This is a genomic window from Tepidimonas sediminis (assembly GCF_007556605.1).
Taxonomy (GTDB): domain Bacteria; phylum Pseudomonadota; class Gammaproteobacteria; order Burkholderiales; family Burkholderiaceae_C; genus Tepidimonas; species Tepidimonas sediminis.
This window is the reverse complement of record NZ_VJND01000002.1, coordinates 206,774-230,447: the sequence shown is the minus strand read 5'-3', so window position 1 is coordinate 230,447 and position 23,674 is coordinate 206,774. Positions and strand designations below refer to the sequence as shown.

The following is a 23,674-nucleotide window of genomic DNA, read 5'->3' as shown; positions in this document are numbered from 1 at the left end:
GTCAGATCACCTCCAGCTCGGCCTTCAGCGCCCCGGCCGCCTTGAGCGCCTGCAGGATGGCCAGCAGATCCTGCGGCGTGGCACCCAGCTTGTTGAGCGCGCGCACCACGTCCGCGAGCTGCGCGGAGGCCTCCACCTCGATGATCTTGCCGCCGTCCTGCTGGATCTGGATGTCGGCCTTCTCGGTGACGACGGTCTGCGCGCCCTGGGGCGCCAGCGGCGGCGGCTGGCTGACCTGCGGGGTGGAACTGATGCTGATCGAGAGGTTGCCGTGGGCGATCGCCGCCGGGGCCAGCTTGACCGCCTGGTTCAGCACCACCGAGCCGGTGCGGGCGTTGAAGACGACGCGCGCGGTCGGCGTGGCCAGCTCCACCGGCAGCTCCTCGAGGCTGGCCAGGAACGTCACCCGCTCGTTGGGGTCGCGCGGCGCGCGCACCTGCACGGTGCGGCCGTCCAGTGCCTGCGCCGTGCCGTCGCCGATGGCGCGGTTGATCGCCGCGGCCACGCGCGAGGCGGTCTGGAAGTCGTCGGCGCGCAGCGCCAGCGTCACCGTCTCGCCCAGCAGCAGCGGCGTCGGCACGGTGCGCTCCACCAGCGCGCCGTTGGGGATGCGGCCGGCATTCAGATGGTTGACGGTGACGCTGCTGCCACCGGCCGAGGCCCCGGCGCCGGCCACCACCAGGCTGCCCTGCGCCAGCGCATAGACCTGCCCGTCGGCGCCGCGCAGCGGGGTCTGGATCAGGGTGCCGCCGCGCAGCGACTTGGCGCTGCCGACCGACGATACCGTCACGTCGATCGTCTGTCCCGGCCGGGCGAAGGCCGGAAGATCGGCCGTCACCAGCACCGCGGCGACGTTCTTCGGCTGCACCGTCACGCCCGGCGGCAGGCTGATGCCCATCTGCTGCATGAAGTTGGCCAGGCTGCGGGTGGTGTAGGCGTTGTTGCCGTCGCCCGTGCCGTCCAGCCCCACCACCAGGCCGTAGCCGACCAGCTGGTTGCTGCGCACGCCCTGCACGGCGGCCACGTCCTTGACGCGCGTGGCCTGCGCCGGGGTCGGCATCAGGGCCGAGGCGGCCATGATCGTCATGGCGGCCAGCAGCCCGCGGGGGAGAAACGTCCATCGGTTCATCGCGCATCACCTCGTGAACCGATTGTGGAAAAACTTTAGAACGGCAAAAGCGTCAAAAAGAAGCGCGCCAACCAGCCAAATGTCTGCGCATCGGCCGGCGCCCCGCGGCCGCGCGACAGCACGCGCACGTTGGCCACCTGGGTGCTGGGCACGACGTTGCCGGGCTGGATGGCGCGCGGGTCCACCGTGCCGCTGAACTGCAGCACGTCCACCGCCTGGTTGACGCCGATCTGCTTTTCGCCAATGACGACCAGGTGGCCATTGGGCAGCACCTCGGTGACCACCGCGGTGATGGAGCCGCGGAAGGTGTTGCTGGCCTCGGTCTTGCCGTCGCCCTTGAAGGCGTTGTTGGACTTGGCGCCGGCGGTCAGGTCGCCCAGGATGGAGGCCGGCGTGAACGGAAACGCCGACACGCTGGCCCCCAGGCTGCTGTCGCGCTTGACGTCGGTCTTGGCGCTCTGCGAGGCGGTGAGCGACTCGGTGATCTGGATCGTCAGCACATCACCCGGCAGGCGCGCGCGGTGATCCTCGAAGCCGGGCCGGTACGCGACCGGGGTGTAGAGCGAGCCGCTGGGCGCCTCGGCCGCGGCCGGGCGCGTCTGGGGATAGCGGATGCCGTCCTCGGGCGGCTTCGCAAGGTCGACGTCCGGGATCTGGGACAGCGTCGCGCAGCCCCCCAGCAAGGCGGCGGCGACCACGGCGAGCAGGCGGCGGGCGGCGTTCATGGCAAGGCTCCGGCAGGGTTAGGTGTCACAGCTGCGTCAGGCGCTGCAGCATCTGGTCGGACGTGGTCACGGCCTTGGAGTTGAGCTCGTAGGCGCGCTGGGTCTGGATCATGTTGACCAGCTCCTGCACGACGTTGACGTTGGAGCTCTCCAGAAAGCCCTGCAGCACCTGGCCGAACCCTTCCGCGCCGGGCGTGCCCTCATTGGGCGCGCCGGAGGCCTGCGACTCGAGGAACAGGTTCTGCCCCATCGGCTCCAGTCCGGCGGGGTTGATGAAGTTGGCCAGCGTGATCTGGCCGATCTGCTGCGGCTGCGCCTGGCCGGGCACGAGGACGGTGATGACGCCGTCCTTGCCGATCGTCAGGCCGCGGGCGTTGTCCGGCACGGTGGGGGAATCCACCAGCAGGTAGCCCTGGTTGGTGACGATCTGGCCCTGGTTGTTGAGCTTGAAGCTGCCGTCGCGCGTGTAGGCGATGGTGCCGTCGGGCAGCTGCACGCGGAAGAACCCGTTGCCGTTGATCGCCACGTCCAGGTTGTTGTCGGTCTGCTGCAGGTTGCCCTGGCTGTAGGTGCGCGCCGTGGCCACCGTGCGCACGCCCAGGCCGATCTGCAGCCCGGTGGGCAGCTCGGCGTTGTCGGCGGTGTTGCCGCCGACCTGGCGCAGGTTCTGGTAGATCAGATCCTCGAACAGCGCCGTGCCGCGCTTGAAGCCGGCGGTGGCCACGTTGGCCAGGTTGTGCGCGATGACGTCCAGCTGCGTCTGCTGGGCCTGCATGCCGGTCTTGGCGATGTGCAGCGAGTTGATCATGACGGGTTCTCCGATATCGGGGAGGAGGCGAAGCGGGCTTCAGGCGCTGACGCTGAGCAGCTGCGCAGCGGTCTGGTCGTTGCGCTCGGCGCTCTGCACCAGGCGCATCTGGGCCTCGTACAGGCGGGTGGCGGCGATCATGTCGACCATCGCCGCGATCGGGTCGACGTTGGAGCCCTCCAGCATCCCGTCGACCAGCCGCGCCGCCTCATCCGCGGGCAACGGCTGGCCGTCGGGGCTGCGAAACAGCCCGTCCTCGCCGCGCTGCAGGCGCTGCCCCTCCGGGGGCGTCACGAGCTTGAGGCGGCCCAGCACCTGCGGCGCCTCGTTGCCGACCTTGGCGCTGACGGTGCCGTCGCGGCCGATGGTGACCTGCGCGTCGTTGGGCACCTGGATCGGCGCGCCGGCGGTGGACAGCATCGGCAGGCCGTTGAAGCCGACCAGCTGGCCCTGCGCGTCGATCTGCAGCGCGCCGGCGCGGGTGTAAGCCTCGGTGCCGTCCAGCGCCTGGATGGCGAAGAACGCGCGCCCCACCGCCGCCACGTCCAGCGGCCGGCCGGTGCTCTGCAGGTTGCCGGGCTTGTCGAGGTAGCCGGGCGTGGCCTCCAGCGCGTGCACGCGGGTGGTGGCGCCCTCGCCGCGCAGCGGCACCGCGCGGAACGTCGACAGCTCGGCGCGAAAGCCGGTCGTCGTGACGTTGGCCAGGTTGTGCGCGATGACCTGGTGGCGGTGCATCGCGGCCTTGGCCCCCGACGCGGCGGTGAAGACGACCCGGTCCATGGCGGTGCTCCCCGTTCAGGCTGGCGGTCAGCGCAGGTTGACCAGCGTCTGCTGCACCTGGTCCTGCGTCTTGATCGTCTGCGCGTTGGCCTGGTAGTGCCGCTGCGCCACGATCATGTTGACCAGCTCCTGGGTCAGGTCGACGTTGGATTCTTCCAGGGCGTTTTGCCGGATCGAGCCAAAGCGGCCCGTCAGCGGCTGCCCCTCGATCGGCTGCCCCGACGTGAATGTCTCACGCCAGTAGCCGCCGTTGACCGGCTCCAACCCCTGCAGGTTGCGGAAGCGAACCAGCGCCACCTGCCCGGCGTCCTGCGAGACGCCATTGGAATAACGCGCGGTGATGATGCCCTGCTCGCTGATCACGATCGACGACAGCTCGCCCGGCGCGTAGCCGTCCTGCTTCAAGTCATAGACGGCGAACGGGCTGCCGTATTGGGTCAGCGTCCAGGCGCCGGTTTGGCCGATGTTGATGTTAATCGGGTTGGGGGGGAAGTTAGCCGAAGGCACGCCAGCCGAATAAGAGTCGGCAGCCAGAGCATTGGCGGGCAATTGTAGCGGCGCTGGGGTAGTGTTGCTCACTTCGCCTGCGGCATCGAAGTTGACCGTTCCAAGGGAGTCTTGCCATGGCGTCGCTCCATCGACGCGACCAATCACGCTCCACTGATTTGGCGCAGTCTTGACGAAATAAATTTGAAGCGGTATTGCATTACCCTGCTGATCGTAAATATTGACAACAGTCCCGTATTTTTTCTGGTCAGCTGTTAGCGGGGAAGCGGGGGATCCCTGAACCGCGGCCGTTGCCGGCAAATTCGCCGTAATAAAAATACCTGGATTAACCGTGGACGACCCCGTCGCCCTGGGCGCAATCGCCGCGCCCGTCGGCAACACCAGGTCCGTCGTCGCGCCGACCGGAATCGGTGCTCCCGGCGCCGGCGGCAGGTACCCCTGCAGACGCGCCCCGTTGTTGGTGATGATGCGGCCTTCCTTGTCTAGCTTGAACTCGCCGTTGCGGGTGTAGGCCACCGAGCCGTCGGTCATGCGCACCTTGAACAGCCCCTCCCCGTTGATCGCGAGGTCCAGGTTGTTGCCGGTGATCTTGATGTTGCCCTGCGTGAAAAGCTGCGCGACGTTGGCGACGCTGACGCCGATGCCGCCGTTGCTGCCCCCCGCGGCACCGAGCGCCATCGCGTACATCTCGGCGAACTCGGCGCGCTGGTTCTTGAAGCCGGTGGTGTTGGCGTTGGCGATGTTGTGGCCGATGACGTCGAGGTTCTTGCTGGCGGCGTTGAGGCCCGAGAGGCCGGTTCCGAAGCTCATGGCGTGCTCCTTGTGCGGGCGAAAGCGGTTCGAGAACGAGAAGACGGATCAGAGGAAGGCGAGCACCTGGTCGTAGCCGAGCGTGCCGCCGTCGGTGCGCAGGCGCAGGCTGCCTTCCACCATGCCGACCGACTGCACCTGGTGCAGCGCCAGCGGCGTGGCGGTGACGGCCTGGCCGCCGGCGGTGGCGTTGACGCGGATCGAACGCACCGAAGCCGGATCGACGCCGCCCAGCGGCCACGCGAACGTCTGCAGGCCGGCTCCGCGCTGGCCGAGGTCGACGGTGCCGAGCACCTCGCCGGCCGGGCCGAGGATCTCCACCGTGACGCGGTCGGCGGCGGCGCCGAGGTTGAAGGCGCCGCGCGCCTGCTCCCCGTCGACCACGAGGCCATTGCCCTCGCTGGCCACGGTGCGGCCGACCAACTGCACGCCCTGCAGCGCGCCGACCATGCCGAACTGGCTGGCCAGGCTCTTGAGCGTTTCGTTGACCTGCTGCAGGCCCACCACCTGATTGATCTGCGCCATCTGGGTGGTCATCTGGGCGTTGTCCAGCGGGTTGAGCGGGTCCTGGTTGTTGAGCTGCGCGACGAAGAGCTTCAGAAAACGCTCCTGCATCGCCTTCGGGTCGGTCTGGTCGGCCTGCGCGCCGCCGCGGGCGTTGTAGCTTTCGATCTGGTCGTTGGACAATGGGGTCAGGAACATGGCGTCGCCTCCCGGGAGATCATTGGCCCATCTGCAGGGTCTTGAGCAGCAGCGTCTTGGCCGTGTTCATGACCTCGACGTTGTTCTGGTAAGAGCGCGCGGTGGCGATCATGTTGACCATCTCCTCCACCGGGTTGACGTTGGAGTAGGTCACGTAGCCCTGCGCGTCGGCACTCGGGTGGTGCGGGTTGTAGACGCGGCGGTTGGGCGCGTCACTCTCGACGATGGTGCGGACCTTGACGCCGGCGGAGGCCGGCTCGCCCATCGGCACGGTCTGGAACACCACCTGGCGCGCCTTGTAGGCCTGGCCGTCCGGCCCGGCCACCGCGTCGGCGTTGGCCAGGTTGCTGGCCACGGTGTTGAGGCGCTGCGAGTGCGCCGCCAGCGCGCTGCCCGAGACGTCGAAGATGCGCAGCATGGACATGGCTCAGCCCTCCCCGCTCACTGGCCCTGGATGGCGGCCAGCATCGTCTTGACGTGGCCGTTGATGAAGCGCAGCGTCGATTCGTACTGCACCGCGTTGTCGGCGAAGTTGGCGCGCTGCTGATCGAGATCGACGGTGTTCTGGTCCAGCGCCGGCTGCGTGCGCACCTGGTAGGTGAGGCGGCTGCGGTCGATGACGCCGGCGGCGCTGTGCACGGTACGCAGGTGGCGCGCGTCGTCGCCGGCCAGCGCCAGCGCGGGCGCCTGGCCGGCCTGCAGCGCCGGGGCGACGGCCGGCCCGCCGGCGCGCGCCTGCTGCAGCGCGGCACGGAAATCCACCTCGCGCGCCACGTAGCCGGGCGTGTCGGCGTTGGCGATGTTGCTGGCGATGACCTGCTGGCGCCAGGCGCGCAGCTGCAGCGCCTGACCCAGAAAGTCCATGCGCTCGGTCATGCGGTTCAACATGGCGGCCTCCGTCGGGCGGGATGCGGGCCTCGGGCCCGGAGACGGCCCCGGATCGCCTGGGTGGAGGCGGCGCCGGAGCCCCGTTCGCCGGCATTGTCGAAAACTTGAGATCACGCAAAGCCCCGATGAAGGGGGCGCACCACCGGCTTTTGCGGCTTTTCCCGCGGGCGGGTCGTCCCTACAGTGCCGGATCATGCAACCCACGCGCCCAACCCTGCCGCCGGCCCCCGTGCCCCCGCCGGCACGCGGCCGGGCCGCCGCGCGGCGGCGCTGGCTGGCGTGGCTGCTCGCGTGGCTGCTGGGGCCGGCGGCTTGGGCGGCGGCCGAAGCGCCGGCGCTGGGCTCGCCCGCCTGGCGCGACGGCATGGCCGCCTGGCTGCAGGCACAGGCCGACGCCCAGATGCGCGAGACAGCCCTGCCGGTGCGGCTGCGCGTCGAGGTGGAGGTCGGCAGTCTGGATGCCCGGCTGCGGCTGGCTCCGTGTCAGCGCGTGGAGCCTTACCTGCCGCCGGGCACGCGCCTGTGGGGGCGCACGCGCATCGGGCTGCGCTGTGCGCAGGGCGCGGTACCTTGGAACGTCTTCCTGCCGATCCAGGTGCGCGTGTGGGGACCGGGCTGGGTGCTGCGCCAGCCGGTGGCCGCCGGCACGCCCCTGGAGCCGGCGCACGCCGCCGCCAGCGAGGTGGAGTGGACGGCCGAGCGCCAGCCGGTGCTGGCGCGTGCCGAGGACTGGGTCGGCCTGCAGGCGGTGCGGGCACTGCCGGCCGGGCAGGTGCTGCGTGCCGGCAGCGTGCGCGCGCCGCAGGTGTTCGCCACCGGCAGCACGGTGAAGGTGCGCGTGCAGGGCCAGGGCTTCACCCTGACCGCCACCGGCGAGGCGCTGGGCCCAGGGCATCTGGGCGAGACCGTGCGCGTGCGCCTGCCGGGCAAGCGCGTGGTGCTGGGCACGGTGGTCGACGCCACGACGGTGGAGCTGGCGCTGTAGCGCGGCACCGCAAAAAGCGCTAAAGTTCGGCCGCTTGTCGCCGATATGGCTCTCAGCAGGGCCCGGTTTGCGGGTCTGGAGAGTCACCATGAAGATCAACCAGTCGCCTGACGCCAAGTTTGGAACGCCGGTTGCGGCCACGCCCAAGCGTCCCGATCCCGGGGCGGGCCCGGTCGCGTCCGCGCCGGCGGCTGAGTCCGCGGCCAGCACGGTCAAGCTCTCGCCGGTGACGCAGGCCATGACCAACGGCGTGGCGCGCTCGGGCACCGACGTGTTCGACGCCGCCAAGGTCGAAGCGATGCGCACCGCGATCCAGAACGGCAGCTTCTCGGTCAACGCCGAGGCCATCGCCGACCGTCTGCTGGCCAGCGCCCGCGAGATGCTGGGCGTGGCCGCTGCCGGGCCGCGCGCGCGCGGCTGACCCGCCGGCCACGATGCAGCCGGCGCCCACCGACCCCGTCACCACGCTGGAGGGCTTGTTGCGCGAGCTCGACGCCGCGCTGGAGACCGCCACCCGACACGCCGCCGGCCAGCTCGACGCCGACGCCTTTGCCGCGGCGTGCGAGCGGCTGGCGCACGCGTTCGTCCAGGCGCGCCCGCTGCTGGCCGCCCTGCGCGAGGCACCGCCGGCCCCGCTCGTGGAGCGCCTGGCCGCCCGGCTGCAGACCCTGCACGAGCTGCAGGCCCGCCTGGATGCGCAGGCACGCGCCGCGCTGCAGACGCTGCTGCCGCAGGACGCGCTGCAGGCTTACGCCCGCCTGGGGCAACGCCCGGCACCGCGCGGCTGGCCGCGCTGACGTCTGTCGAAGGGGGACTGCGCGCCCCCGCCCCACCCCGCTCAGTGTTCGCGCAGCCGCGCGCGCAGGCGCGCCACGGCCTGCGAGTGCAGCTGGCTGACGCGCGACTCCGTCACCCCGAGCACGGCGGCGATCTCCTTCAGGTTCATGTCGTGCTCGTAGTACATGCTCATGACGTACTGCTCGCGCTCGGGCAGCTTGCCGATGGCCTCCACCAGTGCCGCACGCATGCGCTGGTCGGCCAGGATGCGCTCGGGGTCGGCGTCTCCGTCCTCGGGCAGGTAGCGGTCGAGGAAGCCCTCGTCCTCCTCACCGCCCTTGCCGCTGCCCAGATCCTCCAGGTAGACCAGCTGCGTGCCGCGCATGCGCGCCAGTGTCTCGTGGTACTGTGCCAGCGTCATCCCCAGTTCCTCGGCGATCTCGGATTCGCGCGGCGGCCGCTGCAGCCGCTGCTCCAGTCGGTGGATCGCGCCCTCGATGTCCTTCTGCAGCTTGCGTGAGCCGCGCGACATCCAGTCGGCGTCGCGCAGCTCGTCGAGCATGGCGCCGCGGATGCGCTGGCTGGCGAACGTCTCGAACTGCACCCCCATCGACGGCTCGTAGCGCGCCAGCGCTTCGGTCAGCCCGATCATGCCGACCTGGATCAGGTCGTCGAGCTCGACGCTGGGGGGCAGGCGCGCGATCATCAGGTGCGCGATGCGGTGCACCAGCGGCGCGTACTGGCGCAGCTGGGCGTCGCGGTCCAGCGTGCCCTTGGGGGTGTACATGCAAAGCTCCGGCATCGGGCGGATCCCGGGGACACGCGCGCAGGCGGTCAGCATGTCGCCATCGGCCTCCGCTGCATCGGCTCGCCCTCCAGCAGCCAGGCGACCTCGAGCACCCGCGTGACCACCGCATCGTCGGCGGCCGCGTCCCCGCAGGGATGACACGCGTCATGATACCCGAGCGTCCAGGCCACCGGCTGCCAGGACAGGTGCTGCGCGCAGGTGCGCCGCAGCGCGCTGAGCGCCGCCGCCAGCGCCGGCTCCTCGCCCGGCTGGCGCGCCAGCGCAACGACCGCGGGTGCCAGCGCGTGCTGGCGCAGCAGCTTCAGCGCCCGGTAGGCGCCGACGATGGCCTCGGGCTGCGCAAGCAGCGGCACCAGCGGGCGCGCGCCGTCCCCTGGCCACCAGCGCGCCAGCACCTGCGCCTCGGCGCACCACAGCCAGACGTCGGCCGGCGGTGCGTCATGCCACAGCGACGGCGGCCCCTCCACGCCGACGGCCTCCAGCCCGAGCCGCGCGCAACCTGCGGCCAGGCGCCGCGCCAGCGCCGCGGCGGCCTCGCCCACCTCGATCAGCGCCACCACGCGCAGCGGCGGCTGCAGCCCCCAGGCCGCCAGCCCGGCGGCCTGGTCATGTGCCAGGCGCCGCGCATCAAGCATGGCCAGCCCCCTGCGGCTGCCACGCGCCGGCGGCCGCATCGGCGAAGAAGTACGGCAGCTCGTCGCGCTGCGGCTCGAACGGCGACTTGCCATTGCCGCCCATCGACATGCGCACCAGCGTAGCCGCCTCCGGCCGCTGCCAGTCCTCCGGCACGCGCTGGCCGGTGCTCAGGCCCCGCAGCGGCAGCTGGTGGCGGATCAGCGCGTCGAGCGCCGGCGCGAGCTTGGCCGCCTCGTCGACCTTGGACAGCACCGTGCCATGCAGGCCCAGCCCCTTGTAGGTCTGCACCACGTCGTCCAGCGTGTCGCCATGGCGGCCGGCGTCCAGCACCAGCAGCTTGCGCACCGCGGGCGCCTGCAGCAGCGCCAGCATGTCCTGCAGGCGCGGATCGCGCTGCGCCAGCCCCGGCGTGTCGATGATGACCATGCGCTTGCCGGCCAGCAGCTCCAGCAGATCCTGCAGCGCGGCCTGGTCGTGCGCCTGGTGCGCCACCACGCCCAGCATGCGGCCGTACGCACGCAGCTGCTCGAAGCCGGCCACGCGATAGGTGTCCAGCGTGATGAGGCCGACGCTGCCGGCGCCGTAGGCCTTGACGCACTGGGCCGCCAGCTTGGCCACCGTGGTGGTCTTGCCCACGCCGGTGGGGCCGACCAGCGCGAAGATGCCGCCTTCGTCGCACGGCAGGCCGGGCTCGCGCGCCACGCGCAGGTTGTGCGCCAGCACGTCCAGCACCCAGCGCCAGGCGCCGGCGGCGTCCAGCTGCGCCGGCAGCCGCTCCAGCACCGCGCGCGCCACGGTGGGCGAATAGCCGGCGCGGATGAACTTGTGCATCAGCGTCGACTGGATCGGGTTCAGGCGCGACTGGCCCAGCCACGCCAGCGTCTGGAAGCGCTCCTCCACCATCTGCCGGAGCCCCTCCAGCTGCGCGGTCAGCTGCGCCGCCGCCGACGGCGCCGCGGGCGCGGCCGAAGGCGTGGCCGCGGCGGCGGGCCGGCTCGGCGCGGCCTTGGCCGCGGCAGGCGCCGCCGTCGCGCCGAAGCTCAGCGTCACCTCGGCGCCTCGCGGTGCCAGCGGCGGCTGCGGCGCCGCCGCCGGCGCCTCGCGCCGCGGCGCGCGCGCGGGTGGCTCGGCCGCTTCCAGACGCCCCTCCAGCGCCGCCTGGCGCTTGCGCAGCATGCGCTCGCGCACGTACTCCTGGAACGACAGCGTGCTCATCGCCAGCGTCACGGCGTCCTGCGCCACGCTGCTGTCGGGCGACACCGGCGGCAGCTGCGCGGCGGCGCGCTGCTGCAGCGGCGCGCGCGCCGGCCGCGCCGCGCGCGACTCGGGCAGGCGCGTCTCGGCGGCCGGCTGCAGGCGCGGGCTGGCCTGCGCGGCCAGCGCCGCCAGCGCCTCCTCCGAGGTGGCCACGACCTCGAAGCCGTCGGGCGTGGAGCGCGTGGACAGGATCACGGCCTGCTCGCCGAAGGCGGCGCGCGCCTGGGCCATGGCCTCGCGCGAATTGGGGGCGACGAAGCGTTGCGCGTTCATGCGGGCTCTCCAAGGATCGGGCCGATGCGGATGGTGTGGGTGTCAGGGATCTCGCTGTGCGCCAGCACCGCCAGGCGCGGCGCGGCGCGGCGCAGCAGGCGCGCCATGGCCTGCCGGATGGCGTCGGGCACCAGCAGCACGGCCGGCAGCCCCGCCTCTTCCTGCCGCTGCGCCACCTGGGCGGCCGAGCGCGTCAGCATGTCGGCCACGCCGGGATCGAGCACCCCGTTGCCGCTGGGGCTGAGCGCCTGCACCAGGATGCGCTCCAGCTGCGGCTCGATGGCGATGACCTCCAGCTCCTCCAGCGGGCCGTAGAGCTGCTGCACGATCGCCGGGGCCAGCGCCACGCGCACGCGCCGCGCCAGCTCCTGCGGATCCTGCGTGCTGCCGGCGTGCTCCGCCAGCGTCTCGACGATGGTGCGGATGTCGCGGATGTGCACGCCTTCCTCCAGCAGCAGCTGCAGCACCTTCTGGAACACGCCGATCGGCACCATGGTCGGAATGACTTCGTCGATGAGCTTGGGGGCCAGCTTGCGCACGTGCTCCACCAGCTCCTGCACCTCGGTGCGCGACAGCAACCGCGCCGCATGCACCTGCATCAAGTGTGACAGGTGCGTGGCCAGCACGGTCTCCGCATCAACGACGGTGTAGCCCGCCATTTGCGCGCTTTCCTTCTGGCGCTCGTCGATCCACGTGGCCGGCAGGCCGAACGCCGGGTCGGTGGTGGCCTGGCCGATCAGCGGCGTGCGGATGTGACCGGGGTTGATGGCGAGGAACTGACCCGGAAACACCTCGCCTTCGCCGACGACCACACCGCGCAGCGTGATGCGGTAGCCGCTCGGCTTGAGCTCGAGGTTGTCGCGCACGTGCACCGGCGGCGGCAAAAAGCCCACGTCCTGCGCAAACTTCTTGCGCACGCCCTTGATGCGCGTCAGCAGGTCGCCGCGGCGGCTGCGGTCCACCAGCGTGATCAGACGGTAGCCGAGCTCCAGCCCCAGCAGGTCCACCGGCTGCAGGTCGTCCCAGGTGGCCTCGGCATCCGGTGCGGCCGCCGGGGCCTGCTGCGCCGCCTGCGCCTTGGCCTGCTCGGCGCGGCGGCGCTGCTGCACCAGCCACCAGGCCGTGCCGCCGGCCAGCAGCGCAAACAGCAGGAACACGCCGTTGGGCATGCCGGGGATGACGCCCAGCAGCGCCAGCACGCCGGCGGTGACGCCCAGCACCTTGGGCGAATCCAGCATCTGGCTGACGATCTGCTGACCCAGGTCTTCGTCCTTGCCGACGCGCGAGACCACCATCGCCGCCGCCACCGAGATCAACAGCGCCGGCACCTGCGCCACCAGCGCGTCGCCCACCGACAGCGTGATGTAGCTGTGCGCGGCCTGCTCCAGCGTCAGCCCGTGCTGCAGCATGCCGATGGCAAAGCCGCCGATCATGTTGATCAGCAGGATCAGGATGCCGGCGATGGCATCACCGCGCACGAACTTGGAAGCGCCGTCCATGTTGCCGAAGAAGTCGGCCTCCACCGCGACCTCGGCGCGGCGCCGCTTGGCCTCGGCCTGGTCGATCAGGCCGGCGTTGAGGTCGGCGTCGATGGCCATCTGCTTGCCCGGCATCGCGTCCAGGGTGAAGCGCGCGCCGACCTCGGCGATGCGCTCGGCGCCCTTGGTGATGACGACGAAGTTGATCACCACCAGGATCAGGAACACGATCAGGCCGACGGCGAAGTTGCCGCCGATCAGGAAGGTGCCGAAGGCCTCGATCACCGCCCCGGCCGCGCCCGGGCCGGTGTGGCCCTCCATCAGCACCACGCGCGTGGAGGCGACGTTGAGCGACAGCCGCAGCAGCGTGGTCAGCAGCAGCACGGTTGGGAAGGCCGTGAAGTCCAGCGCCCGCTTCATGTAGGCGGCCACCATCATCACGGTCAGCGCAATGCCGATGTTGAGCGTGAAGAAGGTGTCCAGCAGCCACGGCGGCAGCGGCAGCACCAGCATAGCCAGCACCAGCATCACCAGGATCGGGGCGGCCAGCGCCTGGCCGTGGCCGCGCAGCGGGGCCAGCGTCTGTTGCAGCGACTGCAGGGCGGCGTTCATCGTCGTCGTTCGAGTTCAGACAGAAGGAGGTCTCAGCGCGGCCCGCGGCCGTGCAGCGGGTCGAGCTCCAGCGGCACCTCGGGCCGCGGCGGCTTGGGCAGCGGGCCTTGGCCGCGCAGCGCGGCACGCAGGCGGTACACGTAGGCCAGCACCTGCGCCACGGCGGAAAACAGCGCCGCCGGCACCGGCTGGTCGAGTTCGGTGTGGGCGTAGAGGGCGCGCGCCAGCATCGGCGCCTCCAGCACCGGCACGCGGTGCTCGCGCGCCAGGTCGCGGATGCGCAGCGCCAGCAGGTCCGCGCCCTTGGCGATGACGTGCGGCGCGGCCATGGTGGCCTCGTCGTAGCGCAGCGCCACCGCGTAGTGCGTCGGGTTCATCACCACCACGTCGGCCTCGGGCACGCGGCGCACGCTCTGACCGTAGGCGATCTCGCGCGCGCGCTGGCGCCGGCGGCTCTTGATCTGCGGATTGCCCTCGGTTTCCTTGTACTCGTCCTTGACCTCCTGCAGCGACATGCGCAGGTTGTGTCGATACAGGTACTGCTGCAGCGGCACGTCCACCGCCGCCACCAGCAGCACGATCGACAGCATCGCCGCCACGCCCACCATGAACCACTGCCCGGCCTGCGTCAGCGCCGCCTCCAGTGGCCGCAGCAGCAGGCTGGCGAAGTCCTCCACGTGCGTGGCCACGTACCAGCCGCCGATGGCGGCGATCAGCGCCGTGATGGCCAGGAGTTTGAGCACCTCGAACAGCTGCTGGCGCGAAAACAGGCGCTTCAGACCGCTGAGCGGGCCGATCTTGGAGAAGTCCGGTGCCAGCGGCTTGACGCTGAGCGTGACCGAGCCGGCCGCCACCAGCGCCACCACCACCAGCGCCATCAGCGCCAGCCCCAGCGGCAGCACCAGGCTGAGCCCCTGCAGCAGGGCCCCGGCGAGCTGCTCCAGCATCACGCGCGGCTCGCGCACCGCCGCGGCGTCGAAGCGCAGGCCGGCGCGCAGCGTGGCGCGCAGCCGCTCATAGCCCCACGGCAGCGTCGCCCACAGCAGGCTCAACCCGCCCCCCAGCACCACCAGGTGCGTCAGGTCGCGCGCCCGCGGCACCTGGCCCTGCTCGCGGGCCTTCTGCAGACGCCGTGGCGTGGCGGGTTGGTTCTTGTCCTGGGTGGATTCCATGGCGGCTCAGGCAGCGGGGCTGCTTCAGCCGCATTGTGGGTCGCGGCCGGCGCTTTCTAAAGCGCGAGGAAGGCCGCCACGGACCCGGTTATCGCGCCACCGGCCTCAGAAGCCGAGGCTGGCCAGCAGGTCATCGACCTGCTGCTGGCTGGTGACGACGTCGGTGCGGCCCTCGGGGTTGACCACCGGGCCGGAGAGCTCACGCCGGCCGCCCGCCGCGCCACCCCCGGCCTGCCCGCCCGCTTCGGCGCCGCCCTCGGCCGTGTACGAAGCCGTCTCCACCAGCAGCTGCACCAGCTGCTGCTCCAGCGTGCCGGCCAGCGCCACCACCTTCTTGATCACCTGGCCGGTCAGGTCGTGGAAGTCCTGCGCCATCATGATCTCGGTGAGGTGCTGGTCGGTGCGCTCGGCGGCGGCCTGGATCTTGTGCGACCACTCCAGCAGCTCGGGCATCGCCCACTTCAGACCCGGCACGCCGCCGATGGTCTGCACCAGCTGGCGGCTGGCCTCGATGACGGTCTGCTGGTCGGCCTTGGCCTCGTCGACGTGGTTGAGCACCTTCTCGGCGGCCTCGCCGGTCAGACGGGCGATGTATTCCAGCCGGCTGCGCGCGTCGGGCAGCTCGCCCACCGCGTCCTTCAGCGCCGGCATGTAGCCGAGCTCCTTGAGCGCCTCGTGCAACTGGCGCGTGATCTCGCCCAGCCGCTGGTAGATGTCGCCCTTGCCGTCGGCGGGGCTGGTGGTGGCATGTTCGGTCACGGCCCGTCCTCCCCGGCTCGGCGCATCAGGCCCAGCCCATCTTGCGGAAGATGTTGGTGAGCTTTTCTTCCAGCGTCGCCTTGGTGAACGGCTTGACGATGTAGCCGGCCGCCCCGCCCTGCGCCGCGGCGATGATGTCCTCCTTGCGTGCCTCGGCGGTGACCATCAGCACCGGGATGTGCTTGAGCTTCTCGTCGGACTTGATGCTGGTCAGCAGCTCGAAGCCGTTCATGTTCGGCATGTTGATGTCGGTGATCACCATGTCGAACTTGCCGTTGCGCAGCTTGTGCAGCGCCACCGAGCCATCCTCGGCCTCGTCGGCATCGGTGTGCCCCAGCTCCTTGAGCAGGTTGCGCACGATGCGCCGCATCGTGGAGAAGTCGTCGACGATCAGGAAGCGCACTTGGGCCATGGAAGACTCCGTCCGGATGGGCGCCTAGTTTAGCGCGACGCGCCGCCCGCGCCGACGCGCGCGGCGGCCTCGCCCACCGCCTGCTGCGCCTCGCCGCCGTCGGACACCTCGGTGGCGGCCTCCAGCGACTTGGTCATGCGCTCCTCGGCCTCACGGGTCAGCACCAGGATGCTGATGCGGCGGTTGCGGGGGTCGAACGGGTTGTCCGGAAACAGCAGCTGCTTGTCGGCCATGCCCACGACGCGCGCCAGCTTGCCCTCCGGCAATCCGGCGGCCACCAGCTCGCGCCGCGTCGCGTTGGCGCGGTCGGCCGACAGCTCCCAGTTGCTGTAGGCGCGCTCGCCGGTGCCGTACGGCGTGGCGTCCGTGTGGCCCGACAGCGAGATGCGGTTGTCGACCTCCTGCAGCACCTCGGCGATGGCGCGCAGGATGTCACGCATGTAGGGCTTGACCAGCGCGCTGCCGGTGTCGAACATGGGGCGGTTCTGCTCGTCGACGATCTGGATGTAGAGCCCGTCCTGCACCATCTCCAGCCGGATCTGGTTCTTGTACTCGGCCAGGCGCGGGTTGACGTTGATGATGTTCTCGATCTTGTCGCGCAGCGTGGCGATGCGCTGCTTGTCCTGCCGGATCGCCTCGGCGCGCGCCAGCTGCGCCCCGAGCTCGCGCACCTTCTGTTCGACCTCACCGCTGGCCACCTCGCCCACGCTCTTGGTCAGGTCGTCGCCGCCGCCCTGAAGGATGCTGGTGGCGCCACCCGAGCCCGGCCCGCCGAACAGCATCACCTTCAGCGGCTGGTTGAAGTAGTCGGCGATGCCCTTGCGGTCACCTTCGGTGGTGGAGCCCAGCAGCCACATCAGCAGGAAGAACGCCATCATCGCCGTGACGAAGTCGGCGTAGGCGATCTTCCAGGCGCCGCCGTGCGCGCCGTGCCCGCCTTTCTTGACGCGCTTGATGATGATCGGCTGCAGCGGCTTGCCGGAAGCGGCCATGGCGATTCGGTTTCAGCAGGCGGCCACAGCCGCGGTCACTTCTTCTTGACGTGCTGCTCCAGCTCACCGAAGGTGGGCCGGGCGGTGGAGAACAGCACCTTGCGACCGAACTCGATCGCGGTCATCGGCGCGTAGCCCTGCATGCTGGCCAGCAGCGTGGTCTTGATGCACTGGAACTCCTTGCTGGCCTCCTCCACCTTCTGCTCCAGCAGGCTGGCCAGCGGCTCGGCGAATGCATAGGCCAGCAGGATGCCGAGGAAGGTACCGACCAGCGCGGAGCCGATCATGCCGCCCAGCACCGCCGGCGGCTGGCCGACCGAGCCCATCGTGTTGACCACGCCCAGCACCGCAGCGACGATGCCGAACGCCGGCAGCGCCCCGGCCAGGCGCGCCAGCGCCGCCACCGCCGCGTGCTCCTCGGCGTGGTGGGTCTCGAGCTCGGCGTCCATGATGGCCTCGATCTCGTGCGCGTTGAGGTTGCCCGAGACCATCAGACGCAGGTAGTCGGTGATGAACTCCACCGTGTGGTGGTCGCTGGCGATCGTGGGGTATTTCTGGAACAGCGGCGAGGCCTCGGGGTTCTCGACGTCGCCCTCGATGGCCATCAGGCCCTCCTTGCGCGCCTTCTGCAGGATGTCGTACAGCAGCGCCAGGAGATCCATGAAGCGCTCCTTGGTGTAGTGCGACCCCTTGAAGCAGCGCCCCAGCCCGCGGCCGACGCCCTTGAGCACCGGCATCATGTTGCCGGCGATGAAGGCGCCGATGGCCGCGCCGAAGATGGTGGCCATCTCGAACGGCAGCGCCTTCAGGATGACGCCGATGTTGCCGCCGTGGGCGATGAATACCCCGAAGATGCAGGCGAGGACGATCACCCAGCCGATGATGACGAACATGGCGCTACCTGAGGGTTGAGCCCACACTCATTCTATCGGCCAGCCAGCCGCGCCAGCGCGGCGGCACGCGCCGCCACAGGCGCCAGCCGCGCCACGCCAGCAGCACCAACCCGAACAGCCGACGCGGACGGCGCAGCAGCAGCACCCCGGCCGCGGCCAGCGGCACCCATGGATGCGCACGCAGCCAGCGCCAGCCCTCGCGCACCGAGTCGGCGGCGGCCAACGCCGGCTCCAGCGCCGCGGCGTGCAGCGCGAGCCGCTCGCGCAGCTCGGCCGAACGCTGCAGCAGCGCCGCGCGGCGCGCCGCCAGCCGCGCCTGCGCGCCGGCCGGCACCTCAGGCCCGGGGGGCCGCGTCGCGCCCGCCACGCAACCGCTCCACGTCACGCGCCAGCTCGGCACGGCTGGCGGCGAACCACGCCACCCCGCGCAGCCCGTGCCAGCCGATCCAGGCCGCCGCCACGCCGGTGGCCAGCAGGACCCCGCTGGCCAGCGCCAGCGCCAGCACGCGGTGCGATTCCCACAGCAGCACGGTCAGCAGCACCAGCAGGCACACCAGCCCCACCGGCAGCAGCAGCGCGGCGGCCAGCAGCCACGCCAGCGCGCGCGCCCAGGCGAGCGCGTGCTCGCCCGCTTCCACGCCGAGCAGCGCCAGCCGCACCCGCGCCAGCTCCAGCGCGTCGCGCAGCCAGCCGCGCGCAGCCTGCGCCAGCGGTTCCGGGTCGGCACCCGGACCGGGGGTCGCCATGACCGTGGCCGTCCCCGTCGACGGCGCCGCTCAGCGCCGCCCAATCAGCATGCCCACCAGCAGGCCGATGCCGGCAGCCACGCCGATGGCCTTCCAGGGGTGCTCGTGCACGTAGTGATCGGTGGCCTTGGCGACCTCGCGCGTACGCTCGCGCAGCGCGGCCTCGACGTCGGCCAGACGATGGCGCGCGTTGCGCAGGTTTTCCTGCAGCCGCTCGCGCAGCTCGGCCACGCGCTCGCCGGTGCTGTGGGCGGTGGCCGCCAGCAGTTCCTCGGCGTCGGCCACCACGACCTTGAGGTCGGCCACCAGCTTGTCCTTCGGGTTGAGCGTCGTATCCGTCATCGTGACCTCCTTTGTCGCAAACAGACGATCCGCTCCCACTGTATCACGCCGGCTGCGGGTTGCGCAGGCGGATGTGCAGCTCGCGCAACTGCTTCTCGTCCACCGGGCTGGGCGCATGCGTCAGCAGACACTGGGCGCGCTGCGTCTTCGGGAAGGCAATCACGTCGCGGATCGACTCGGCTCCGGTCATCAGCGTCACCAGGCGATCGAGCCCGAACGCCAGCCCGCCGTGCGGCGGCGCGCCGTACTGCAGCGCATCGAGCAGGAAGCCGAACTTGGCGCGCGCCTCCTGCTCACCGATGTTGAGCGCGGCGAACACCTTGCGCTGCACGTCGGCGCGATGGATGCGCACCGAGCCGCCGCCCAGCTCCCAGCCGTTGAGCACCATGTCGTACGCCTTGGCCAGGCACGTCCCCGGGTCGGTCGCCATCCGCTCCTCGTGGCCGTCCTTCGGCGCCGTGAACGGGTGGTGCACCGCCACCCAGCGGCCCTCCTCCTCGTCGTACTCGAACATCGGGAAGTCCACCACCCACAGCGGCGCCCAGCGGTCCTCGAACAGGCCGTTCCTGCGCCCGAACTCGCTGTGGCCGATCTTGACGCGCAGCGCGCCGATGGCGTCGTTGACGATCTTGGCCTTGTCGGCACCGAAGAACAGCAGGTCACCGTTGTGCGCGCCGCTGCGCTGCAGGATGGCCTGCAGGGCCGCGTCGTGCAGGTTCTTGACGATCGGCGACTGCAGCCCGTCGCGGCCGGCGGCCAGGTCGTTGACCTTGATCCAGGCCAGCCCCTTGGCGCCGTAGATCTTGACGAACTCGGTGTAGGCGTCGATCTCGCTGCGCGACAGCTGCGCGCCGCCCGGCACGCGCAGCGCCACCACGCGGCCGCCCGGCTGGTTGGCCGGCCCGGAGAACACCTTGAACTCGACGTCCTTCATGACGTCGGTCAACTCGGTGAATTCCATCTTGACGCGCAGGTCGGGCTTGTCGGAGCCGTAGCGTGCCATCGCCTCGGCGTAGGGCATGACGGGAAAGTCGCCCAGATCCACCCCGATGGTGTTGGCGAACACCGTCTTGATCATGGCCTGGAACAGGTCGCGGATCTCCTGCTCGGTCATGAACGAGGTCTCGATGTCGATCTGCGTGAACTCGGGCTGGCGGTCGGCACGCAGGTCCTCGTCGCGGAAGCACTTGGTGATCTGGTAGTAGCGGTCGAAGCCGGCCACCATCAGCAGCTGCTTGAACAGCTGCGGCGACTGCGGCAGCGCGTAGAACATGCCGTCATGCACGCGGCTGGGCACCAGGTAGTCGCGCGCGCCCTCGGGCGTGCTCCTGGTCAGCATCGGCGTCTCGATGTCGATGAAGCCGTTGGCGTCCAGGAACTTGCGCACCTCCATCGCGACGCGGTAGCGCAGCATCAGGTTGCGCTGCATGTAGGGACGGCGCAGATCCAGCACGCGGTGGGTCAGGCGCGTGGTCTCCGACAGGTTGTCGTCGTCGAGCTGGAACGGCGGCGTCACGCTCGGGTTGAGCACCTCGATGGCGTGGCACAGCACCTCGACCTTGCCGCTGCGGATGGCCTCGTTGACGGTGCCTTCGGGGCGCGCGCGCACCACGCCCTTGACCTGGATGCAGTACTCGTTGCGCAGCCCCTCCGCGGTGGCGAACATCTCGGGGCGGTCCGGGTCGCAGACCACCTGCACGGTGCCTTCGCGGTCGCGCAGGTCGATGAAGATGACGCCGCCGTGGTCGCGCCGACGGTTGACCCAGCCGCACAGGGTGACGGCCTGACCGATCAGGGCCTCGGTGACCAGACCGCAGTAGTGGGAGCGCATGAGCATGGCAGTGGTACCTTGCAACGGAACAGGGGTGGCGCCGCTTCAGGCCGCGCCGGGCAGGGAGGCGGACGCCGCCGCGCCGGGCTTGCGTGCACCCGGCACGATGACGCCCATCGAGATGACGTAGGTCAGCGCCTCGTCGACGCTCATCGCCAGCGGCACGACGTCGCGCCGGTGCACGATGACGAAATAGCCGCCGGTGGGGTTGGGGGTGGTGGGCACGTAGACGCTGAGGTAGTCCTGCGGCGGCAGGTGGCGCGCGACGTCGCCACCCGGCGCACCGGTCAGGAAGGCGATGGTCCACATGCCCTCGCGCGGCCACTGCACCAGCAGCGCCTGGCGAAAGGCGTTGCCCTTCTCGGACAGCAGCGTGTCGGAGACCTGCTTGACGCCGGAGTAGATCGAGCGCACCACCGGGATGCGCTGCAGCAGCGCGTGCCACCATGCCACCAGCTGGTTGCCGACGTAGTTGGACGCCAGCGCCCCGATGCCGAGCACGATGGCCAGCGCCAGCAGCACGCCCATGCCCGGCACGCGCATGCCGAGCCAGCGCTCCGGCTGCCACGCCTCGGGCAGGATGTTGAGCGTCTGGTCCAGCGTCGAGACGACCCACTCCAGCACCCAAAGGGTGACGATGAGCGGGACCAGCACCAACAGGCCCGACAGCAGCCAGCGCCGCAGCGCCGCGCCGATGCGCGCGCGCTCAATGACAGGCACAGGCCGCCCCGCAGGGGGTGGAGGCATCCTTGCCGCCAGCGGACGACGACGCCGAGGACTCGGCGGTCGCACCGGCTGCCGCGCCCGCGCCGGCGGCCTTGGCGGCCCCGCCGCTGCCGTTGCGGAAGTCGGTCACGTACCAGCCGGTGCCCTTGAGCTGGAACCCGGCGGCGGTCAGCTGCTTGCGAAACGTCGGCGCACCGCACGCCGGGCACACGCTCAGCGGCTCGTCCGACACCTTCTGCAGCACGTCCTTGGCGTGGCCACAGGACTCGCACTTGTACGCGTAGATGGGCATGGCTGCACCTGGAAGTGATGAGAAAACGAATCGAACGGGAGGCTTGGATGCAAAACTTCTCATTATAGGTGCGGGCCCGTGAGCGCCCTTTCAAGCCCCCCGCAGCGCGCCGTTCACCACAGGCGCACGCGCAGCCACCACTGCATCGCCATCAGCCCGGCGACGAAGCCGAACAGCACGTAGATCACCATCAGCAACAGGCGCTGCGTGCGGCGCTGCTCGCGCACCAGCGCCTCCAGCTGCGCGCGCAGGTCGGCCGGGCGCTGCTGCAGGTAACCGTGCAGCAGCACCGGCAGCCGCGGCAGCAGCTTGGCGTAATGCGGCGCCTGCGCCTTGAGCTCGCGCCACAGCCGCCGCGGCCCCACCTGCTCCACCATCCAGCGCTCCAGGAACGGCTTGGCGGTGCTCCAGAGGTCGAGGTCGGGGTCGAGCTGGCGGCCCAGCCCCTCGATGTTGAGCAGCGTCTTCTGCAGCAGCACCAGCTGCGGCTGGATCTCGACGTTGAAGCGGCGCGAGGTCTGGAACAGCCGCATCAGCACCATGCCGAGCGAGATGTCCTTCAGCGGCCGGTCGAAGTACGGCTCGCACACCGCGCGCACCGCCGCCTCCAGCTCGTCGACGCGCGTCTGCGGCGGCACCCAGCCGGACTCGATGTGCAGCTCGGCCACGCGCTTGTAGTCGCGCCGGAAGAAGGCGGTGAAGTTCTGCGCCAGGTACTCCTTGTCGTACTCGGTCAGTGTGCCGACGATACCGAAATCGAGCGAGATGTAGCGGCCGAAGGTCTGCGGCTCCAGCGACACCTGGATGTTGCCCGGGTGCATGTCGGCGTGGAAGAAGCCGTCGCGGAACACCTGCGTGAAGAAGATCGTGACGCCGTCACGCGCCAGCTTCTTGATGTCGACGCCGGCGGCGCGCAGCCGCTCGACCTGGCTGATCGGCACGCCGCGCATGCGCTCCATCACCAGCACGTCGCTGCGGCACCAGTCCCAGTGCATCTCCGGGATCAGCACCAGATCCAGCCCCGCCATGTTGCGGCGCAGCTGCGCGGCGTTGGCCGCCTCGCGCATCAGGTCGAGCTCGTCGTGCAGGTACTTGTCGAACTCGGCCACCACCTCGCGCGGCTTCAGGCGCCGGCCGTCGCGCGACAGCCGCTCCACCCAGCCGGCCATCGTGCGCATCAGCGCCAGGTCCTTCTCGATCACCGGCAGCATGCCGGGGCGCAGCACCTTGACCGCCACCTCGCGGCCATCGCGCAGCGTGGCGAAGTGCACCTGCGCGATCGAGGCGCTGGCCACCGGCTCGCGCTCGAAGGTGGCGAACACCTCGTGCAGCGGCCGGCCGTAGGCTCGCTCGATGGTGGCCACCGCGACCTCGGTCGGAAACGGCGGCACGCGGTCCTGCAGCCGCGCCAGCTCGTCGGCGATGTCGGGCGGCAGCAGGTCGCGCCGGGTCGAGAGCACCTGGCCGAACTTGACGAAGATCGGCCCGAGCCTCTCCAGCGCCTCGCGCAGGCGCTGCCCGCGCGGTGCCGACAGGTCGCGCCCGATGGTCAGCAGCCGGCGCAGCAGCGCCAGCGCCGGATGGCGGAACCCGGACAGGATCAGCTCGTCCAGGCCGTAGCGCAGCAGCACCCAGACGATGAACCAGCCACGCAGCCAGCGCCTCATGCGGCGGCTCCGTCGCCGGCGGCGCGTTCCTCCTTCGCCGCGCCGCGCCACGCGGCGGCACGCCCGGCCAGCGTGCGGGCGCGCGGCAGCACGTGCGTACGCAGCGCCTCGGCCAGCGCGCGCGCCCATCCGGCCAGCGTGTGCGCGGCCGCGTCACCCACCAGACGCGCCAGATCCTCCTCGACGTCCCAGCGCACGTGGTCGATCAGCCACGCCACCTCGGCGGCCAGCTGCACGTCGCCGGCGATGGCCACCGGCGGACGCTGCCCGGCCAGCAGCCGCTGCGCCAGCGCCGTGGCCGAATCCGCCTGCAGGCTCAGCGTGAGATCGGCGGCCTGCCCTGGCGCGGCCTCGGCCAGCAGACCGGCCGACGTCACCTGAAGCGTCAGGGCCTCACCCTCCGCCCCCGCCGCCCAGCCAGGCGGCAGCAGAGCGGGCGCACGCACGGTGATGCATTTGCCGGCCTGACGCCGCAGGCGCTGCTGCGCTTCGGGCTCCTGCTGCAGCACGTGGTTGAGCAGCAGCACGACGCGGTTGCGCAGCTCGGCCAGCAGCCACGGCGGCGGTGGCGGCAGCGCGGGCAGCCGCAGACGGGGGAACGGGGGCGTGTCCATGCCCGCGGATTGTGCCGGATCGGCGTCGCCCGCGCCCTGCTCTTTCCGGCTCG

General features: G+C 70.9%; 28 protein-coding genes. 3 read left to right on the top strand and 25 right to left on the bottom strand.

The window, feature by feature from the left end; genetic code table 11:
- Position 1 precedes the first annotated feature (1 nt).
- The 8 genes from Tsedi_RS03035 to flgB are packed head-to-tail and all read right to left on the bottom strand — an operon-like array spanning position 2 to position 6,349.
- Complete coding sequence (locus Tsedi_RS03035) at positions 2–1,129, bottom strand: flagellar basal body P-ring protein FlgI (RefSeq protein ID WP_143893476.1); 1,128 nt, start codon at positions 1,127–1,129, stop codon at positions 2–4.
- 35 nt (positions 1,130–1,164) lie between these two features.
- Positions 1,165–1,854 carry a flagellar basal body L-ring protein FlgH gene (locus tag Tsedi_RS03030; protein ID WP_143893474.1) on the bottom strand — a complete coding sequence of 230 codons (690 nt, stop codon included), beginning with the start codon at positions 1,852–1,854 and terminating at the stop codon, positions 1,165–1,167.
- A 25-nt stretch (positions 1,855–1,879) separates the two neighbouring features.
- The gene (flgG, locus tag Tsedi_RS03025) at positions 1,880–2,662 is read right to left on the bottom strand and encodes a flagellar basal-body rod protein FlgG (RefSeq protein ID WP_143893472.1); all 783 of its coding nucleotides are present in this window, start codon (positions 2,660–2,662) and stop codon (positions 1,880–1,882) included.
- 39 nt (positions 2,663–2,701) lie between these two features.
- Positions 2,702–3,442, bottom strand: coding sequence for a flagellar basal-body rod protein FlgF (gene flgF, locus Tsedi_RS03020; RefSeq protein WP_143893470.1), 741 nt, complete (start codon positions 3,440–3,442; stop codon positions 2,702–2,704).
- Between the two features lie 27 nt (positions 3,443–3,469).
- On the bottom strand, positions 3,470–4,759 hold the full coding sequence (gene flgE / locus Tsedi_RS03015) for a flagellar hook protein FlgE (RefSeq protein ID WP_143893468.1): 1,290 nt from the start codon (positions 4,757–4,759) through the stop codon (positions 3,470–3,472).
- Between the two features lie 48 nt (positions 4,760–4,807).
- Positions 4,808–5,461 carry a flagellar hook assembly protein FlgD gene (locus tag Tsedi_RS03010; RefSeq protein ID WP_143893466.1) on the bottom strand — a complete coding sequence of 218 codons (654 nt, stop codon included), beginning with the start codon at positions 5,459–5,461 and terminating at the stop codon, positions 4,808–4,810.
- A 19-nt stretch (positions 5,462–5,480) separates the two neighbouring features.
- Positions 5,481–5,885, bottom strand: coding sequence for a flagellar basal body rod protein FlgC (gene flgC / locus Tsedi_RS03005; protein ID WP_143893464.1), 405 nt, complete (start codon positions 5,883–5,885; stop codon positions 5,481–5,483).
- Between the two features lie 17 nt (positions 5,886–5,902).
- Positions 5,903–6,349 carry a flagellar basal body rod protein FlgB gene (gene flgB, locus Tsedi_RS03000; protein WP_143893462.1) on the bottom strand — a complete coding sequence of 149 codons (447 nt, stop codon included), beginning with the start codon at positions 6,347–6,349 and terminating at the stop codon, positions 5,903–5,905.
- Positions 6,350–6,542: 193 nt separating this feature from the next.
- Between flgB and flgA the strand changes: the two genes are divergently transcribed.
- The 3 genes from flgA (at position 6,543) to Tsedi_RS02985 (ending at position 8,131) form a co-directional block, all read left to right on the top strand.
- Complete coding sequence (flgA, locus tag Tsedi_RS02995; protein ID WP_143893460.1) at positions 6,543–7,334, top strand: flagellar basal body P-ring formation chaperone FlgA; 792 nt, start codon at positions 6,543–6,545, stop codon at positions 7,332–7,334.
- An 88-nt stretch (positions 7,335–7,422) separates the two neighbouring features.
- Entirely contained in the window at positions 7,423–7,755 is a 333-nt protein-coding gene (gene flgM / locus Tsedi_RS02990; RefSeq protein ID WP_143893458.1) for a flagellar biosynthesis anti-sigma factor FlgM, read from the top strand.
- Between the two features lie 13 nt (positions 7,756–7,768).
- Complete coding sequence (locus Tsedi_RS02985) at positions 7,769–8,131, top strand: hypothetical protein (RefSeq protein ID WP_143893456.1); 363 nt, start codon at positions 7,769–7,771, stop codon at positions 8,129–8,131.
- Positions 8,132–8,172: 41 nt separating this feature from the next.
- Here Tsedi_RS02985 and Tsedi_RS02980 read toward each other — a convergent pair whose 3' ends face one another.
- The 17 genes from Tsedi_RS02980 to Tsedi_RS12150 form a co-directional block, all read right to left on the bottom strand.
- Positions 8,173–8,898: an RNA polymerase sigma factor FliA gene (locus Tsedi_RS02980; RefSeq protein WP_143893454.1), complete on the bottom strand. Its 726-nt coding sequence runs from the start codon at positions 8,896–8,898 to the stop codon at positions 8,173–8,175.
- A 47-nt stretch (positions 8,899–8,945) separates the two neighbouring features.
- The gene (locus tag Tsedi_RS02975; RefSeq protein WP_143893452.1) at positions 8,946–9,554 is read right to left on the bottom strand and encodes a hypothetical protein; all 609 of its coding nucleotides are present in this window, start codon (positions 9,552–9,554) and stop codon (positions 8,946–8,948) included.
- Positions 9,547–11,085, bottom strand: coding sequence for a flagellar biosynthesis GTPase FlhF (gene flhF / locus Tsedi_RS02970; RefSeq protein ID WP_143893450.1), 1,539 nt, complete (start codon positions 11,083–11,085; stop codon positions 9,547–9,549). Before flhF ends, Tsedi_RS02975 begins: the two co-directional genes overlap by 8 nt.
- A complete protein-coding gene (gene flhA / locus Tsedi_RS02965; RefSeq protein WP_143893448.1) occupies positions 11,082–13,175 on the bottom strand; it encodes a flagellar biosynthesis protein FlhA in 2,094 nt (697 codons plus the stop codon). The genes flhF and flhA overlap by 4 nt, the downstream gene beginning before the upstream one ends.
- A 32-nt stretch (positions 13,176–13,207) precedes the next feature.
- A complete protein-coding gene (gene flhB / locus Tsedi_RS02960; protein ID WP_143893446.1) occupies positions 13,208–14,347 on the bottom strand; it encodes a flagellar biosynthesis protein FlhB in 1,140 nt (379 codons plus the stop codon).
- 105 nt (positions 14,348–14,452) lie between these two features.
- Positions 14,453–15,106: a protein phosphatase CheZ gene (locus tag Tsedi_RS02955; protein WP_143893444.1), complete on the bottom strand. Its 654-nt coding sequence runs from the start codon at positions 15,104–15,106 to the stop codon at positions 14,453–14,455.
- 25 nt (positions 15,107–15,131) lie between these two features.
- Positions 15,132–15,518: a chemotaxis response regulator CheY gene (gene cheY, locus Tsedi_RS02950; protein ID WP_143893442.1), complete on the bottom strand. Its 387-nt coding sequence runs from the start codon at positions 15,516–15,518 to the stop codon at positions 15,132–15,134.
- Between the two features lie 29 nt (positions 15,519–15,547).
- Positions 15,548–16,510, bottom strand: a complete 963-nt coding sequence (gene motB / locus Tsedi_RS02945; RefSeq protein WP_143893440.1) for a flagellar motor protein MotB — start codon at positions 16,508–16,510, stop codon at positions 15,548–15,550.
- A 35-nt stretch (positions 16,511–16,545) separates the two neighbouring features.
- Entirely contained in the window at positions 16,546–17,403 is an 858-nt protein-coding gene (gene motA, locus Tsedi_RS02940; RefSeq protein ID WP_143893438.1) for a flagellar motor stator protein MotA, read from the bottom strand.
- Positions 17,404–17,407: 4 nt separating this feature from the next.
- Positions 17,408–17,770 carry a YqjK family protein gene (locus Tsedi_RS02935; RefSeq protein WP_185970561.1) on the bottom strand — a complete coding sequence of 121 codons (363 nt, stop codon included), beginning with the start codon at positions 17,768–17,770 and terminating at the stop codon, positions 17,408–17,410.
- Entirely contained in the window at positions 17,739–18,149 is a 411-nt protein-coding gene (locus tag Tsedi_RS02930; RefSeq protein ID WP_143893434.1) for a phage holin family protein, read from the bottom strand. Before Tsedi_RS02930 ends, Tsedi_RS02935 begins: the two co-directional genes overlap by 32 nt.
- 30 nt (positions 18,150–18,179) lie before the next feature.
- The gene (locus Tsedi_RS02925; protein WP_143893432.1) at positions 18,180–18,491 is read right to left on the bottom strand and encodes an ElaB/YgaM/YqjD family protein; all 312 of its coding nucleotides are present in this window, start codon (positions 18,489–18,491) and stop codon (positions 18,180–18,182) included.
- Positions 18,492–18,534: 43 nt separating this feature from the next.
- Positions 18,535–20,328: an aspartate--tRNA ligase gene (aspS, locus tag Tsedi_RS02920; RefSeq protein WP_143893430.1), complete on the bottom strand. Its 1,794-nt coding sequence runs from the start codon at positions 20,326–20,328 to the stop codon at positions 18,535–18,537.
- A gap of 39 nt (positions 20,329–20,367) precedes the next feature.
- Positions 20,368–21,042: a DUF502 domain-containing protein gene (locus Tsedi_RS02915; RefSeq protein WP_246099150.1), complete on the bottom strand. Its 675-nt coding sequence runs from the start codon at positions 21,040–21,042 to the stop codon at positions 20,368–20,370.
- Positions 21,029–21,340: an FmdB family zinc ribbon protein gene (locus tag Tsedi_RS02910; RefSeq protein ID WP_143893426.1), complete on the bottom strand. Its 312-nt coding sequence runs from the start codon at positions 21,338–21,340 to the stop codon at positions 21,029–21,031. Before Tsedi_RS02910 ends, Tsedi_RS02915 begins: the two co-directional genes overlap by 14 nt.
- A gap of 113 nt (positions 21,341–21,453) precedes the next feature.
- The gene (gene ubiB, locus Tsedi_RS02905; protein WP_143893424.1) at positions 21,454–23,007 is read right to left on the bottom strand and encodes a ubiquinone biosynthesis regulatory protein kinase UbiB; all 1,554 of its coding nucleotides are present in this window, start codon (positions 23,005–23,007) and stop codon (positions 21,454–21,456) included.
- Positions 23,004–23,621, bottom strand: coding sequence for a hypothetical protein (locus tag Tsedi_RS12150; protein WP_185970560.1), 618 nt, complete (start codon positions 23,619–23,621; stop codon positions 23,004–23,006). The genes ubiB and Tsedi_RS12150 overlap by 4 nt, the downstream gene beginning before the upstream one ends.
- Positions 23,622–23,674 lie beyond the last annotated feature (53 nt).

Coding starts and splice junctions, on each gene's coding strand:
- flgE (WP_143893468.1), bottom strand. CDS start 4,759: ATGAGCTTCGGAACCGGCCTCTCGGGCCTCAACGCCGCCAGCAAGAAC.
- cheY (WP_143893442.1), bottom strand. CDS start 15,518: ATGGCCCAAGTGCGCTTCCTGATCGTCGACGACTTCTCCACGATGCGG.
- Tsedi_RS02925 (WP_143893432.1), bottom strand. CDS start 18,491: ATGACGGATACGACGCTCAACCCGAAGGACAAGCTGGTGGCCGACCTC.
- motB (WP_143893440.1), bottom strand. CDS start 16,510: ATGGCCGCTTCCGGCAAGCCGCTGCAGCCGATCATCATCAAGCGCGTC.
- flgA (WP_143893460.1), top strand. CDS start 6,543: ATGCAACCCACGCGCCCAACCCTGCCGCCGGCCCCCGTGCCCCCGCCG.
- flgB (WP_143893462.1), bottom strand. CDS start 6,349: ATGTTGAACCGCATGACCGAGCGCATGGACTTTCTGGGTCAGGCGCTG.
- flgM (WP_143893458.1), top strand. CDS start 7,423: ATGAAGATCAACCAGTCGCCTGACGCCAAGTTTGGAACGCCGGTTGCG.
- Tsedi_RS03035 (WP_143893476.1), bottom strand. CDS start 1,129: ATGAACCGATGGACGTTTCTCCCCCGCGGGCTGCTGGCCGCCATGACG.
- Tsedi_RS02980 (WP_143893454.1), bottom strand. CDS start 8,898: ATGTACACCCCCAAGGGCACGCTGGACCGCGACGCCCAGCTGCGCCAG.
- flgF (WP_143893470.1), bottom strand. CDS start 3,442: ATGGACCGGGTCGTCTTCACCGCCGCGTCGGGGGCCAAGGCCGCGATG.
- ubiB (WP_143893424.1), bottom strand. CDS start 23,007: ATGAGGCGCTGGCTGCGTGGCTGGTTCATCGTCTGGGTGCTGCTGCGC.
- Tsedi_RS02930 (WP_143893434.1), bottom strand. CDS start 18,149: ATGGCGACCCCCGGTCCGGGTGCCGACCCGGAACCGCTGGCGCAGGCT.
- aspS (WP_143893430.1), bottom strand. CDS start 20,328: ATGCTCATGCGCTCCCACTACTGCGGTCTGGTCACCGAGGCCCTGATC.
- flgG (WP_143893472.1), bottom strand. CDS start 2,662: ATGATCAACTCGCTGCACATCGCCAAGACCGGCATGCAGGCCCAGCAG.
- Tsedi_RS12150 (WP_185970560.1), bottom strand. CDS start 23,621: ATGGACACGCCCCCGTTCCCCCGTCTGCGGCTGCCCGCGCTGCCGCCA.
- Tsedi_RS02975 (WP_143893452.1), bottom strand. CDS start 9,554: ATGCTTGATGCGCGGCGCCTGGCACATGACCAGGCCGCCGGGCTGGCG.
- Tsedi_RS03030 (WP_143893474.1), bottom strand. CDS start 1,854: ATGAACGCCGCCCGCCGCCTGCTCGCCGTGGTCGCCGCCGCCTTGCTG.
- flhB (WP_143893446.1), bottom strand. CDS start 14,347: ATGGAATCCACCCAGGACAAGAACCAACCCGCCACGCCACGGCGTCTG.
- motA (WP_143893438.1), bottom strand. CDS start 17,403: ATGTTCGTCATCATCGGCTGGGTGATCGTCCTCGCCTGCATCTTCGGG.
- flgC (WP_143893464.1), bottom strand. CDS start 5,885: ATGTCCATGCTGCGCATCTTCGACGTCTCGGGCAGCGCGCTGGCGGCG.
- flhF (WP_143893450.1), bottom strand. CDS start 11,085: ATGAACGCGCAACGCTTCGTCGCCCCCAATTCGCGCGAGGCCATGGCC.
- flhA (WP_143893448.1), bottom strand. CDS start 13,175: ATGAACGCCGCCCTGCAGTCGCTGCAACAGACGCTGGCCCCGCTGCGC.
- Tsedi_RS02910 (WP_143893426.1), bottom strand. CDS start 21,340: ATGCCCATCTACGCGTACAAGTGCGAGTCCTGTGGCCACGCCAAGGAC.
- Tsedi_RS02985 (WP_143893456.1), top strand. CDS start 7,769: ATGCAGCCGGCGCCCACCGACCCCGTCACCACGCTGGAGGGCTTGTTG.
- Tsedi_RS03010 (WP_143893466.1), bottom strand. CDS start 5,461: ATGTTCCTGACCCCATTGTCCAACGACCAGATCGAAAGCTACAACGCC.